General features: G+C 62.4%; 17 protein-coding genes. 10 read left to right on the forward strand and 7 right to left on the reverse strand.

Features of this window, described 5'->3' with window-relative positions:
* Positions 1-147 precede the first annotated feature (147 nt).
* Together ELS24_RS17165 and ELS24_RS17170 are read left to right on the forward strand one after the other, a co-directional pair.
* Positions 148-729 carry a TetR family transcriptional regulator gene (locus tag ELS24_RS17165; RefSeq protein ID WP_127184809.1) on the forward strand — a complete coding sequence of 194 codons (582 nt, stop codon included), beginning with the start codon at positions 148-150 and terminating at the stop codon, positions 727-729.
* Between the two features lie 62 nt (positions 730-791).
* Positions 792-1,244 carry a MaoC family dehydratase gene (locus ELS24_RS17170; RefSeq protein WP_050446743.1) on the forward strand — a complete coding sequence of 151 codons (453 nt, stop codon included), beginning with the start codon at positions 792-794 and terminating at the stop codon, positions 1,242-1,244.
* On the opposite strand, the gene ELS24_RS17175 is transcribed toward ELS24_RS17170, so the two are convergent.
* Positions 1,210-2,223 (reverse strand): PAS domain-containing protein, encoded by a 1,014-nt coding sequence (locus ELS24_RS17175; protein WP_127184810.1) that lies wholly within the window; start codon positions 2,221-2,223, stop codon positions 1,210-1,212. The genes ELS24_RS17170 and ELS24_RS17175 overlap by 35 nt on opposite strands.
* Before the next feature lie 193 nt (positions 2,224-2,416).
* Between ELS24_RS17175 and ELS24_RS17180 the strand changes: the two genes are divergently transcribed.
* From ELS24_RS17180 to ELS24_RS31330, 4 genes are read left to right on the forward strand one after another with little or no spacing between them, the layout of a single operon-like run.
* Positions 2,417-3,985, forward strand: coding sequence for a BCCT family transporter (locus ELS24_RS17180; protein WP_127184811.1), 1,569 nt, complete (start codon positions 2,417-2,419; stop codon positions 3,983-3,985).
* The gene (locus ELS24_RS17185; protein ID WP_127184812.1) at positions 3,982-5,154 is read left to right on the forward strand and encodes an aromatic ring-hydroxylating oxygenase subunit alpha; all 1,173 of its coding nucleotides are present in this window, start codon (positions 3,982-3,984) and stop codon (positions 5,152-5,154) included. Before ELS24_RS17180 ends, ELS24_RS17185 begins: the two co-directional genes overlap by 4 nt.
* A complete protein-coding gene (locus tag ELS24_RS31325; RefSeq protein WP_240669325.1) occupies positions 5,151-5,501 on the forward strand; it encodes an FAD-binding oxidoreductase in 351 nt (116 codons plus the stop codon). The genes ELS24_RS17185 and ELS24_RS31325 overlap by 4 nt, the downstream gene beginning before the upstream one ends.
* On the forward strand, positions 5,495-6,112 hold the full coding sequence (locus ELS24_RS31330) for a PDR/VanB family oxidoreductase (protein WP_428839645.1): 618 nt from the start codon (positions 5,495-5,497) through the stop codon (positions 6,110-6,112). Before ELS24_RS31325 ends, ELS24_RS31330 begins: the two co-directional genes overlap by 7 nt.
* Before the next feature lie 29 nt (positions 6,113-6,141).
* On the opposite strand, the gene ELS24_RS17195 is transcribed toward ELS24_RS31330, so the two are convergent.
* A complete protein-coding gene (locus ELS24_RS17195) occupies positions 6,142-6,543 on the reverse strand; it encodes a VOC family protein (RefSeq protein ID WP_127184813.1) in 402 nt (133 codons plus the stop codon).
* Between the two features lie 238 nt (positions 6,544-6,781).
* Here ELS24_RS17195 and ELS24_RS17200 point away from each other — a divergent pair, with 238 nt between their 5' ends.
* The gene (locus ELS24_RS17200; RefSeq protein WP_127184814.1) at positions 6,782-7,177 is read left to right on the forward strand and encodes a VOC family protein; all 396 of its coding nucleotides are present in this window, start codon (positions 6,782-6,784) and stop codon (positions 7,175-7,177) included.
* A 48-nt stretch (positions 7,178-7,225) separates the two neighbouring features.
* On the opposite strand, the gene ELS24_RS17205 is transcribed toward ELS24_RS17200, so the two are convergent.
* Together ELS24_RS17205 and ELS24_RS17210 are read right to left on the reverse strand one after the other, a co-directional pair.
* A complete protein-coding gene (locus ELS24_RS17205) occupies positions 7,226-7,942 on the reverse strand; it encodes an SDR family oxidoreductase (protein ID WP_127184815.1) in 717 nt (238 codons plus the stop codon).
* Between the two features lie 47 nt (positions 7,943-7,989).
* Positions 7,990-8,664 carry a peroxiredoxin-like family protein gene (locus ELS24_RS17210; RefSeq protein ID WP_127184816.1) on the reverse strand — a complete coding sequence of 225 codons (675 nt, stop codon included), beginning with the start codon at positions 8,662-8,664 and terminating at the stop codon, positions 7,990-7,992.
* Between the two features lie 122 nt (positions 8,665-8,786).
* Between ELS24_RS17210 and ELS24_RS17215 the strand changes: the two genes are divergently transcribed.
* Both ELS24_RS17215 and ELS24_RS17220 read left to right on the forward strand, forming a co-directional pair.
* Complete coding sequence (locus ELS24_RS17215; protein WP_127184817.1) at positions 8,787-9,674, forward strand: LysR family transcriptional regulator; 888 nt, start codon at positions 8,787-8,789, stop codon at positions 9,672-9,674.
* A gap of 50 nt (positions 9,675-9,724) precedes the next feature.
* Positions 9,725-10,075 carry a nucleotide pyrophosphohydrolase gene (locus tag ELS24_RS17220; protein WP_127184818.1) on the forward strand — a complete coding sequence of 117 codons (351 nt, stop codon included), beginning with the start codon at positions 9,725-9,727 and terminating at the stop codon, positions 10,073-10,075.
* A 58-nt stretch (positions 10,076-10,133) separates the two neighbouring features.
* On the opposite strand, the gene ELS24_RS17225 is transcribed toward ELS24_RS17220, so the two are convergent.
* The 3 genes from ELS24_RS17225 to ELS24_RS17235 all read right to left on the reverse strand — a co-directional run bounded on the left by ELS24_RS17225 (position 10,134) and on the right by ELS24_RS17235 (position 12,318).
* Positions 10,134-10,310, reverse strand: coding sequence for a hypothetical protein (locus ELS24_RS17225; protein WP_205736916.1), 177 nt, complete (start codon positions 10,308-10,310; stop codon positions 10,134-10,136).
* A 118-nt stretch (positions 10,311-10,428) separates the two neighbouring features.
* Positions 10,429-11,175 carry a glucose 1-dehydrogenase gene (locus tag ELS24_RS17230; RefSeq protein ID WP_127184819.1) on the reverse strand — a complete coding sequence of 249 codons (747 nt, stop codon included), beginning with the start codon at positions 11,173-11,175 and terminating at the stop codon, positions 10,429-10,431.
* Between the two features lie 156 nt (positions 11,176-11,331).
* Positions 11,332-12,318 (reverse strand): GlxA family transcriptional regulator, encoded by a 987-nt coding sequence (locus ELS24_RS17235; RefSeq protein ID WP_127184820.1) that lies wholly within the window; start codon positions 12,316-12,318, stop codon positions 11,332-11,334.
* Between the two features lie 106 nt (positions 12,319-12,424).
* Between ELS24_RS17235 and ELS24_RS17240 the strand changes: the two genes are divergently transcribed.
* A complete protein-coding gene (locus ELS24_RS17240; RefSeq protein ID WP_127184821.1) occupies positions 12,425-13,063 on the forward strand; it encodes an HD domain-containing protein in 639 nt (212 codons plus the stop codon).
* Positions 13,064-13,083: the final 20 nt, after the last annotated feature.

The raw sequence follows: 13,083 nt of genomic DNA on the forward strand, positions 1-13,083 counted from the left end.
GCGTTAATGATGATGATCAACATCTAAATCGTCAAGCACTTTGATGATGATCGACATCAATGTATATTCACGTCCTGGGCACTGCATTGATCAACGAGGCACGCGATGTGGGCCGCGAAGTGAGAAACAACGAATGAGGGACAGCAAATGAGAGTCACCAAGGCGCAGGCGCAGGCCAACCGGGCGCATATCGTCGAGACCGCATCGGCCCTGTTCCGAGAGCACGGCTACGACGGCGTGGGTGTGGCCGAATTGATGGCCGCGGCCGGTTTCACCCACGGCGGCTTCTATAAACACTTTCGGTCCAAGGCCGACCTGATGGCGGAGACCGCCGCGTCGGGGCTGTCGCAATCCCTGGCCATGACGGGCGACATGGACCTGGCCAAGTTCATCAGCGTGTATGTGTCGCGCGCCCACCGCGACGGGCGCAGCGCCGGTTGCACCATGGCTGCCCTGTGCGGCGATGCCGCGCGCCAATCAGACGACGTCAAAGCCACCTTTGCGACGGGCATCGAAGACATGCTGGCCGTGCTGGGCCGGGACGACGCCGCGCCGCAAGACGCTGACCCGACGCGTGCCCGCGCCAAACGCATCGACTTGCTTGCCCGTGTGGTTGGAGCCGTCGCCTTGTCGCGCGCCTGCCCTGATGATTCCCCGCTGGCCGACGAAATACTGGAGGCCTGTCGCAATGAACTGCTTGCGTCCCTGGCGCCAGAAGCCGCCGCTTAACGTCTCCGTTGTTCTGTGTTCAGTGCCTTGAATTCACCGCCCATCTGATGGAGCCAATCCCCATGCCCCTGCACTACCTGGAAGACCTGAGCCCCGGACAACGCTTCATCGGCACCGCCCGCGTGCGCGTTACCCGCGAACGCATCAAGGCCTTTGCGTCCGAATTCGACCCGCAACCCTTTCACCTGGACGAAGACGCCGCCAGCAGCACCCTGTTCAAGGGCCTGGCCGCCAGCGGCTGGCACACCGCCGCGCTGACGATGCAGTTGCTGGTCGCCAGCGAATTCAAGCCGGCGGGCGGCATCATTGGCGCCGGCGTGGATGAAATTCGTTGGCCGCAGCCGGTGCGCCCGGACGATGAACTGCGGATAGAAAGCGAAGTGCTGGAAGTGCGGCCATCCAAGACGCGGCCCCAGCAAGGCATGGTGAAAGCGCGCACGACCACGCTGAATCAAAACGATGAAGTGGTGCAGATCTTCGTCAGCAATCTGGTGGTGCAGCGTCGCGGGGCGTAAGCGCCAGCGCAAAGTACGCCGCCGTGCCGTCATCCTTGGCACGAGTCAGCACAGCACGCAGCGTTACGTTCAGCCAGCTTCCATCCTTGCCACGCAGCTTTGCACTAAACGCCGCGGTGGGCCTGCCATGCAACATTTTCTTCAACCGCGCGCCCCCGTCGGCAAGCAAGCTGGCCAGTCCATCGCTCAGTAGTTCTTCTTGTCGGTAGCCCAGCATGCGCGCCAGCGCCGCGTTGGCGGATTCGCAGCGCAGGTCAGCGTCCAACAGCGCCATGCCTTGCGACGTCAGCTCAAACACCGCCTTGAAACGCGCCTGCTGGTCCCGCAGCGATTGCTCGGCCAGCTTGCGCGCGGTGTTATCCATGCTGATGCCCACGACCTTCACGACGCGCCCGTCCAAGTCACGCACGGGCGTGGCGCGCGATGAAATCCAGCGCAGGCCGCCGTCTGGCTGGAACAGCCGAAAGTCGAACTCATGCGCGTTTCCCGTCCGTAGCGATTCTTCGTAGACGGCGTTCATCATGGGCACGTCGTCGGCGTGCACGTGCTTCCAGAAGCTCTCGTTACTGACAATGCGCCAGCCATAAACGGCCTGGACGTTGGACGAGTAGCTGACGTCGTCCGTGACCAGGTTCCATTCCCATGTGACGATGCGCGCGCCCTCTTGCGCCAGCTTCATGCGCGCTTCGCTTTCCATGATCTCGGCCATGTAGCGGCGCCGCGTATCGGTCATGGGCATGGCCACCGCGCCCGAGGCCCCCGCGGCTTCCAGGCCCTGCTCGCCGTAGCGCAGCCAGATCCAGTTGACGTCCAGGAACGCCGCCAGCTTGCGCAGCTTTTCATAGTCAATTTCGCCGCCCTTCGTCCATTTATGAACGGCGGGGCGCGAGACGCTGAGCGCGGTGGCCACGGCCTGCAATGACAACTGCTTGTGCTCAAGCAGCTCTTTCAGGCGGAACGCAAAGCTGTCTTCCGTCATGACGCTGTCCTCCTGCGCGCGCAGGGGTAAAAACTGCGCGCCGTTACAAACGCGCCGCGTTCAGATTGATGCTTGTACATAGGCTGGGCTGTACCTACAGTCGCGTTAGTCAATTGTTAGCTAATGGTTAATGTAAACCGTTGGTTAACTCCCAACAAGACACCGTGCGCAACGACGCATCGGAGGAGACAACGTGAAAACATCCGCGCCACGCCGCGACCAGTTCCTGACCCTATGCACGCTTACCGCCGTGCTGCTTACCGTCATCGCCATGGTTCTCTGGCCCACTGAAGCGGCCGCCACGGCCACCGTACTGTTCGACTGGACCACGCGCTCGTTCGGATCAGTGATCCAGGTGTTCGTCTTTGGCTGTGTCATCGCCTGCATCGGGCTGGCATTCAGCAAGTACGGCAACGTACGGCTTGGCGAAGACAAGCCGGAATACTCAACGCTGTCTTGGGTCTTCATGTTCATCTGCGCCGGCATGGGGTCGTCAACCCTGTATTGGGGCGTAATGGAATGGGCCTACTACTACCAGTCGCCGGGGCTTAACGTCGCCGCCGGCTCGCGTGAGGCACTGGAATACAGCATCAGCTATTCCTTCTTCCATTGGGGCCTTAGCGCCTGGGCGGTGTACGCCCTGCCCTCGCTGGCCATGGCGTATCACTTCCATGTACGCAAGAACACGGGCTTGAACCTGGCGTCCATCATTCAGGCCATCACGGGGTTTCGGGCCACGGGTCCGGTCGGCCGCGCAGTGGACCTGATCTTTCTGCTGACCATGTTCGGCGCGCTGACGGTGTCCATTGCGCTGACCGCATCGACCTTCACGCGCGGCCTGTCCAGCCTGCTTGGCACGCCCGACACCTTCAGCATGCAAGTGATCGTGATCGTGGGCGTGTCGGCCCTGTTCTCGGCCAGCGCCTATATCGGCATCGCCAGCGGCATGAAGCGGCTTAGCCATATGGTCTGCTGGGGCGCGCTGCTGCTGGCCGCCGCGGTGTTGCTGGTGGGGCCAACCCAGTTTTCCGGCAACAACATCGTGAACGGCCTGGGCCTGATGCTGCAGAACTACATCCGCATGAGCCTCTTCACCGACCCCGCTGGCGACGGCGCCTTCAACCGTGGCTGGACAGTGTTCTATTGGCTGTGGTGGGTGTCGTATTCGCCGGGTGTGGCGATGTTCGTGGCGCGCGTATCCAAGGGCCGCAAGATCAAGGAAGTGATCTACGCGCTGCTGCTGGGCGGCAGCGTCGGCTGCTGGTTCTTCTTCGGCGCGCTGGAAAGCTATTCCATGCACCAGTTCATGTCGGGCGCCATCGACGTGCCCCGCATCCTGAAGGAACACGGTGGCGAAACGGCAGTGGAAATGTTGTTGAACGCGCTGCCCGTCGGCTGGCTATTCCTGGCGCTGTACCTGGCCATCATGATCGTCTTCCTGGCGGCCCACGTGGATGCCGTGGCCTACGCCGTGGCCGCCACCACCACCCGCAACCTGTCCGAAGGCGAAGACCCCAGCCCCACCAGCCGCGTCTTCTGGTGCATTGCGCTGACGCTGGTGCCGCTTGCAATGCTGTTCACCAAGGCATCGCTGGAAACCATGAAAACCGCCGTGGTGCTGACGGCCATCCCCTTCCTGTTCATCCTTGCCATCAAGCTGTTCGGCCTGTTCCGCTGGCTGATACAGGACTACGGCGATACCCCCGCGCACCAAATCGAATCGCCCACCCAACCTGCTTTTGTTACCCGGAGATCATCATGAACCTCATCGCCAAACTACCCGCCAACTTCTGCGCCGACGAAGAAAATGCCTGGACCCTGCCCGCCGCGTACTACACGAAGGACGCCGTGTTCGACTACGAAAAAGAAAAAGTATTCGCCAACGCCTGGATCTGCGTGGCGCACCGCAGCGAACTGGCCGCGCCCAACGACTATGTCACGCGCGAGATCATTGGAGAAAGCATCATTGTGCTGCGCGACCGCGAAGGCGCCTTGCGAGCGTTCTACAACGTTTGCCCGCACCGGGGTCATCAACTGATGCAAGGCAGCGGCCGCGCCAAGAACGTCATCACCTGTCCGTACCACGCCTGGACCTTCAAGCTGGATGGCGAGCTTGCCCTGGCCCGCAACTGCGACAACGTGCCTAATTTCAACCCCGACAAGGCCAGCCTGGTTTCCGTTCGGGTTGAGGAAACCGCCGGCTTCATCTTCATCAACCTGAACCCGGACGCCGGCACCGTTGAAGATCAACTCCCCGGCCTTGCAGCCCGCCTGCGCGCCGCCTGCCCGGTAGTGGACGACCTGCACCTGGCCGCGCGCTTCGTCACGGAAACACCCGCCAACTGGAAGTCCATCGTCGACAACTACCTGGAGTGCTACCACTGCGGCCCCGTACACCCCAGCTTCGCGGACTCCGTCCAGGTGGATAAATATCAGCACACGATGCACGGCAATTGGACACTGCAATTCGGCTTGGCCAAGTCGTCGGAAAAATCTTTCAAGGTGGATCCCTCGGTAAAGGACCCCAGCTTTGCCGGCTTCTGGGCTTGGCCATGCACCATGTTCAACGTGCCGCCGGGCGCCGACTTCATGACCGTCATCTACGAATTTCCCGCCAGCGCTGGCGTCACGTTGCAGCACTACGAGATCTACTTTCTGAACAAGGAACTCACCAACGAGCAGCAGGCGCTGGTGGAGTGGTACCGCGACGTGTTCCGCCCCGAAGACCTGCGTCTGGTGGAAAGCGTGCACAAAGGCCTGCAGTCCCGGGGCTATCGTGGCCAGGGCCGCATCATGGTCGACCGCCAGCGCAGCGGCATCAGCGAACACGGTATCGTGCATTTTCATCGCAAGCTGGCAACGGAATACGCAGCGGCGGCTGCTTCTGATATGCCTCGGTCGACGCCGCAACAGGCCCCCGCCTCGGCATGAGCACACAACAGACCTTGCAAGTACGGGTCGCGCGCATTGAGCGCGTGACCCCGCTGATCAAGCGCTACACGCTGGAAGCCCTGGACGGCGGCGCGTTGCCGCCGTTCACGGGCGGCAGTCACATCATCGTGCAGATGCGCAACGGTGGCCGTCAGGTCAACAACGCCTATTCGCTAATGAGCGCGCCTGGCGCATTAGGCAACTACCAGATCGGCGTGCGGCGCGAAGCGGCATCCCAGGGCGGGTCGGCGTTTTTGCATGACAGCGTGGCCGTGGGCGACACGCTTGCCATCACCCCCCCCGCAACCTGTTCGCGCTGGATGAGTCGGCTTGCCACCATGTGTTGATCGCGGGCGGCATCGGCATCACCCCATTCATGTCGCAGTTGCACGAGCTGCACCAGCGCGGCGCTTCGTATGTATTGCACTACGCCTTTCGCGCTGACGAGCACGGCGCCTTTCGGGATGAGCTGACCCGGCTCTGCGGGGACGGCGTCAGGTTCTATGCGGGCAGCAAAGGCCAGAAGCTGGATCTGGCCGGTTTGCTGGGCGGCATGGACGCTGGCGCGCATGCCTATGTCTGTGGCCCCGGGAAGCTGATCGACGCCGTCCGCCTTGCCGCGCAAGCGATCGGCATTGCGTCCGCGCGTGTGCATGCCGAGCAATTCGCCGCACCGAAGCCAACAGGCAGCGCTTTCACCGTGGTGCTGGCCAAGTCCGGCAGGACAGTGACAGTGGCTGCCGGCGAATCGATCCTGAACGCCATCGAACGCGACAGCACCGTGCCGGTGGAATGCCTGTGCCGCGCAGGCGTGTGCGGCACCTGCGAGACCCGCATTCTGGAAGGCGAAGCCGAACACGCTGATCAGTATCTCAGCCATGCCGAAAAGGCGGCGCAGCAAACGATGCTGATCTGCGTGTCCCGAGCCCGGGGCGGAAGGATCGTGCTTGATTTGTAGAGTCGCGCCACGCGGACGGCAGCAACACATCAGCGTCCGAGCTGCCAGCTTTTGTAAACGAATTCCAGGCTATAGCCGTCCGGGTCCCTGACCTGGGCGGCGTAATAGCGAGGGTCGTAATGATGCTGCGGACCGGGCGGGTGGATCTCCGTCGCGCCGGCTGCCAAGGCGGCGGCGTGGGCAGCGTTCACCATGGTTTCCGAGTCTGCAACCAGCCCGACATGCACCGCACCGGGCGCGGCCACGCCCTGCCTTAGCCAGAAGAACACCCGGCCGTTTGCGCCAAAGCCCTTCAGGTCAGGATGGCCGGCCGGGCCGTCCTTACCGTCATAGTCCAGGCGGCTGGTGACGCCCAACACGGGCAGCACCTTCTCGTAAAACGCAATGGAACGCGCGGGTTCGCTGACGGTAAGAAAAAGATGATCAAGCATCAAGTGTTCCTCTCAGGGTGATGGTGCCGACCGCTACTTCGTTGTTTGCGCATGCATGGCTCCAAGGAATGCAGTTCAGTAGGGAGACGATAGGCCGCCGCTTGCCTTGCGGCCTATCTGATCCTGCTCCAATCCTGCCTATTCCTGCTTCCTCTCTAGGCGTAGCGCCAGAAACAGCGTTCAATGGCGTCGACCGCCGTACCCTTCCCACTTCCACCTAGCCCCACATCGAGCAACCATGAGCCTCCTGGACCATATCGAATTCGCCGTGCGAGACGCCGAAATATCGCGCCGCTTTTACGAACACGCGCTGGCGCCATTGAGCATCGCCCGCGTCATCACCGTCGGGCCTGACCGCACGCGCCACGGCGGCACCCGCCACGGCTTTGGCCGTGACGGCTATCCCTGCCTGTGGGTCCACGACAAGCAACCCGCGGCCGCAGGCACGCACATTGCCTTCGCCACGCAGGACCGAGACGTGGTCGACGCCTTCTACCAGGCCGCGTTGGACGCAGGCGGCATCGACAACGGACCACCGGGAATCCGCGATCGCTACCACGCGAATTACTACGCCGCCTATGTACTGGACCCGGACGGCGTCAATGTGGAAGTCGTGTGCCAGAAGCCGTACTGACGGGAAAGATGCGCGGCCTTCCGGGTTGCCGCTTGCCTGGCACACGAGTCAAAACAACGCCCTTCCCAACGACGCCCCGCCATCCACATGCAAGGTCTGCCCGGTCATGAACGCTGCATCGTCCGATAGCAGGAACGAGATCACCGCGCCAATCTCATCCGGCTTGCCAAAGCGCCCCATCGGCACGCCAGACAGATAGCGGCGTTCGCCTTCGCTGCCGGGTGGGTTATTGGCGCGGAACAGCTCGGTTTCCGTGGGACCGGGCGCCACCGCATTGACCGTGATGCCGGTGTCAGCCAGTTCCAAACCCCAACCGCGCGTGAAACTGACCAGTGCTGCCTTGGCGGCCGCGTAGGCGGTGCGTTGGGGCATGCCCAGGATGGTCAGGCTGGAAATATTAACGATGCGCCCCCAACGACGCGCCGTCATTCCCGGCAAGGCCGCCTGCACCGCCGCCAAGGCGGGGTGCAGGTTCACACGAAACACTTCATCCAGCGCGGGCAGCGTCACGTCAGCCAGCAAGGCGGGCCGGACCAGCCCCACGTTGTTCACCACGCCATCCACCTCGAAGCGCTGAATGATGCCTTCCAATGCGACGCGGGTGGCGTCGTCGTCGCTCAGATCCACGGCAACGAAGGTACCGGGGAAATCGCTTGGCGCGGTACGGGCCAAGCCAATCACATGATGGCCGCCAGCGGCAAGCCGGACCGATAACGCAAGACCGATGCCCTTGCTGGCGCCGGTGACAAGAAAAGTACGAGGCATGGGAGTTCCTTCGCGCTCGCCCTTCAGCGAGCGCTTATCCAGACGAATCAGACAGCGCGGGCGACTGCCTGCGCAATGGCGGGCAACATGTCTGATGGTTCCGGGCGACGGGTGTAGTCGGGGTTGACCTCTGCGTAGACAATCGTGCCGTCTTGCGCGACCACGTAGCGAGCCGGCATCGGCAGCGTCCAACTGGCATCGCCATTGAAGGCGGGTAGTTCGTTCTTGAGCGACTTGTACAGATCAACCAGATAGTCCTGTAGCTCAAAGCGCAGGCCGAACGCGGCCGCCACGTCGTTGTGCGAGTCCGACAGAATCGGGAACGTCAGCGAGTTTTGACGCACTGCCTTGCGGCTGTTTGCTGCAAGCTGCGGCGAAATCGCCACCAGGCTTGCGCCCGCCTCTTGGACAGCGGGCAGCGCGGCCTGCAACGCTTGCAAATCCATATTGCAGTACGGGCACCACACACCGCGATAAAACGTGACGGCCAAGGGGCCCTGCCGCAGCAGATCGGCGGATGACACGGGCTTGCCCTCGGCATCGTCTAGCGTGAACGCTGGCATCGTATCCCCCGCCTTCAGGGCGCGTTGCGCCGCGCCGGAATTGATGAGTTCAGCGGTGGCGCGGTGCATGGTCTCGACGACTGCACGCGGCACGTTATAGGGAGGCTGGCCGGCTTCAAAGGCGGCCTTGAAGGTATCGAGCTGTACCTGGAGCGACATAAGAATTCCTTGGCAAATGAAAGCGTTTTGAGAACACGCATTGGGAGAGCACATTCTGGATGGCGCGCATCAGGAAGGGCAGATACCATTCAGCGATAACGCTTATTCCAAAAAGGAATTTCATGGATCGCTTTCAGGCCATGACCACCTTCGTGCGGGTGGTCGAAGCCGGCTCCTTTTCTGGCGCGGCCCGCGTGCTGGGGGTGGGGCAGCCGGCCATCTCCAAAAGCGTGGCCCACCTGGAGCGGCACCTGAACGTGACGCTGTTGCTGCGTTCTACGCACGGGCTGACGCCAACCGAAGCCGGCTTGCGCTTCTACGAGCGCGCCCGCCTTGCCATTCAGGAAGCGGATGAAGCCGACCTGGCCGCGCGCGGCGTGGGCGCCAGCCTGTCCGGGCGGCTACGCATTTCGGCGGCGCCCACGTTCGCCAGCCTGCACGTCATTCCCCACCTGCCGCGCTTTCTGGACGCCAACCCCGGCCTGGACGTGGATGTGGTGCTGGACGATCGCGTCATCGACTTGATTGCCGAGGGCATTGATATCTCGTTGAGAATGGGCGCACTGAACGACTCCAGCGCCGTGGCGCGAAAGTTGGCGTCTTCACCCCGCTCGGTACTGGCCACGACGGAATACCTTTCCCGACACGGCACGCCACGGCTACCCGCTGAGCTGTCCGACCACGAAACAGTGGTGTTCAGCCAGGCGGGCAATGCGTGGAATTTCCAGCGTGATGGCGCCGAGGTGTCGGTGCTGGTCAGAGGCCGGGCAAGGTTCAGCGCGGCTGAAGGCATACGCGCGGCGGTGCTTGCCCACCTGGGCCTGACCATCGCATCTGACTGGATGTTCGCACCGGAACTGGCCGATGGCCGCGTCGTCCGCGTGCTGGAAAATTGGTCGCTTCCCGACATCGACCTGTGGGCCGTATTCCCCACGGGACGCCTGGCCACCGCCAAGGCGCGGCTATTTGCTGAATTCGTTGAGACGGTGATGCGCGAAAATGGCTGCTAAATACCGCATCCAGCCGCCCAATCAACCCTGCCCACTCAACCCTGCCCCCTATGACCGATACCCTGCAAGACCTTAGCCAGCAACAACGCGAATTTGCCCAAGCCCGCAATTGGGAGCAGTTCCATTCCCCCAAGAACCTGGCGTCCGCGCTGATCGTGGAAGCGGCAGAATTGCTTGAACATTTCCAGTGGCTGACCGAAGAACAAAGCCGCGCGCTTTCCCCAGAAAAACTTGAAGCGGTGGGCAGCGAGATCGCCGATGTGCTGCTCTACCTGATCCAGCTCGGCAACGTGCTGGGCATCGACCCCGTGAAAGCCGCGCAAGCAAAGATTCCGTTGAACGCACAGAAGTACCCCGTCGACCGCGCTCGGGGTAGCAGCAAGAAATACGATGAGCTTTGAGTGCTTGGCCAAGACAGCATCGTTCATGCCATCTTGATCTGCGATGTTTAACTGCGGATCATTCGACGATGGGTGACGGGTCCCGATCCTCGAACGCGGACTGCACGGCCTCGATAACACGCAAGGCCCGTATCTTGTCGTCGAGTACCGGGTACTCATTCGCGAGTTTGCCCGAGATGCGCCACCCGTGTTCCTTGATCGAGCGGATCATGCGTACAGCGTCCGCGTCCGGCATCTCCAGTACGTCCTTTGGTAATTCAAAAAAAACGATAACGGAATACTGTCACACATCGCCGGACAATGCACCAAGAACAGCGTGCATCGCAATTAAGACGCACGCTTGCGCGCCCTCTTCAGCGCATCCCTCCCGACCCCAGAATCACCTCGCCCGTTACCCACCCCGCCTCGTCGGACGCCAGGAACGCGACGATCGACGCAATATCCTCAACTTTTCCGACGCGGCCCAGCGGCGTCTGGCCCACATTCCACGCCTCGAAGTCCGAGCCCATCACGCCAGCGGCATGAGTGCCTTCGGTTTCGATCAGGCCGGGGTTGACCGCGTTGACGCGGATGCCTCGGGGGCCGAGTTCGCGTGCGAGCACGCCGGTGATGGCGTCAATGGCTCCCTTGGTGCCTGTGTAGATGGCGCTCTCGGCGGGCAACACACTCGTCACGTTGGAACTGATATTGATGATGCTGCCGCCCTGGCCCAGATGCCGCGCGGCGGCGCCCGCCACCAGCAGCGTGCCCAGCACATTGATGTCGAACTGCTGACGGTAGAGCGCTTCGGTGGTGTCTTCGATCTTGGCGAACTGGTAGATGCCGGCGTTGTTCACCACGATGTCCAGCCGCCCGAAGTGCTCGATGGCCGACCCGACCAGCGCCTCGACGTCCGCCTGCTGGGTGACGTCCGCGCCCACCGCCACCGCCCTGCCGCCAGCGGCTTCGATGTCGGCCACCACCTTGTCCGCGCCACCCCGGCTTGACGCGTAATTGACGATGACCTTCGCGCCGTCGGCCGCGAGTTGGCGCGCGATGCCGGCGCCAATGCCTTTCGATGCGCCCGTTACCAGGGCGACTTTATCTTTCAATTTGCTCATGTCTTGAGAACCCAGAATCGGCTGGCCCAACGTGGACCAGCTCGGCTAAGCCGCCATGGTGATCTCAATAAAACTGTTTGCGAACTGCCATTCCTGCATATTTTTCGTACGTTTTTGTACGGATCCACGGATGGTGGATTGCGGATTGCGGATGACTTATTGCGGCGGCAGCAGCGCCGCGAAGCGCTTGCGGTATTCCGCGGGCGTCACGCCGACATGCCGCGCAAACGCCCGACGCAACACATCCGCATCGGCAAACCCGCAACGCGCCGCGACCTGCTTGGGTGCCGCTTGCCCTTGCTCCAGCAGGCGACGCGCCGCGTTCACTCGTGCCTCTTCAACCCAGCTTGCGGGCGTGATGCCGATCTCGCTACGGAACAGCCGCGCAAAGTGCCGGGGGCTGAGGTTCATGCGCTCGGCCAGGCTTGCCACGCTGTGGTTTAACTCGGGATTGGCGGCGACCCAGCGCTGAAGCTCCTGCAACGCCGCCCTGCCCGCGGGCGCGGCTTCGCTTTTACGGCTGAACTGTAGTTGTCCGCCGGGCCGCTTGAAAAACATGACGAGTTGGCTTGCGACTTTAAGGGCGATCTCACGCCCAAGGTCTTCTTCCACCAGGGAAATGGCCAGGTCCAGGCCGGCCGTAACACCGGCGGCGGTACGCAGCGGACCATCACTGATGTGGATCGCGTCCTGGTCAACCGTGACGTCCGGGAATTGCTGGGCAAGCCGCTCGGCAACGGCCCAGTGTGTGGTGACGCGCTTGCCACTCAGCAACCCGGCTGCCGCCAGAAAGAACGCCCCGCTGCACACGGACCCAAAGCGCCTTGCCTTGGGCGCGCGACGCCTTAGCCAGTCCACCACCACGCTGCGCGCCGGCACCTCCGCCGCGTTCGGGCAGCCGGCAACGAGCAGAGTGTCGACCGGTTCGTCCGCGTCGCGCCCGATGGTGCGATCAGCCATCAAGCGAACGCCGGAAGAACTGCGGATGGGGCCGGATCCGCCCGCGACCACCAGCAACCGGTACACCTCGCGCCCGGCCTGCACGTTTGCTTCGGCAAAGACGTCCAGCGGGCCGGACACGTCAAGCAGTTGCACCCCTGGCAACGCCAGCACCATGATCGTTTTGACCTTATCGCGCGCCATGGCTGCCTTGATCTTTAAATGGCTGAAATCGACGTGTTCCGCCTATTGTTGCCATGCTAGCACGGCCCTATTCTTGATAGAACCCACTCACCCCAGGAAGAAGCTGATGTCCATCATCCACGAAGCCGCCATTCCCGATTCGACCCTGGCGCGCGCCATCACTGAATTCATCCGCGACACCGAGACGCCACTGCTCTTCAACCATTCAAGCCGCGTCTATCACTTTGGCGCGTTGGCTGGCGTGAAGCGCGGCCTGACCTTCGACCGCGAACTGCTCTATGCCGGCGCCATGTTCCATGACATCGGTCTGATGCCCAGCCATAGCAGCCAGGACGAGCGCTTCGAGGTGGACGGTGCGCACGCCGCCCGCTCGTTTCTCAAGAGCCACGGCATCTCGGAAGAGGACGCGTACACGGTGTGGACCGCCATCGCGCTACACACCACGCCTGGCGTACCGCAGCACATGCACCCTGTCGTTGCGCTCGTGACCGCAGGCGTCGAGATGGACGTGCTGGGCCTCACCTACCATCAATACTCGGACGCGGAACGCGAGGCCGTGGTCAGCGCTTTCCCCCGCACGCCCCGGTTCAAGGAAGACATCATCCAGGCGTTCTACGACGGCATCAAACACAAGCCCGACACGACCTTTGGCAACGTCAAGGCCGACGTCATCGCCGACAAAGCGCCGCACTTCCACCGTGGCAACTTCTGCAGCGTGATCCGTTGCTCACACTGGCACGGTTGAGCGGCTTCACCTCAGCTTTC

It is taken from the genome of Achromobacter spanius (assembly GCF_003994415.1).
Lineage (GTDB): Bacteria > Pseudomonadota > Gammaproteobacteria > Burkholderiales > Burkholderiaceae_B > Achromobacter > Achromobacter spanius_C.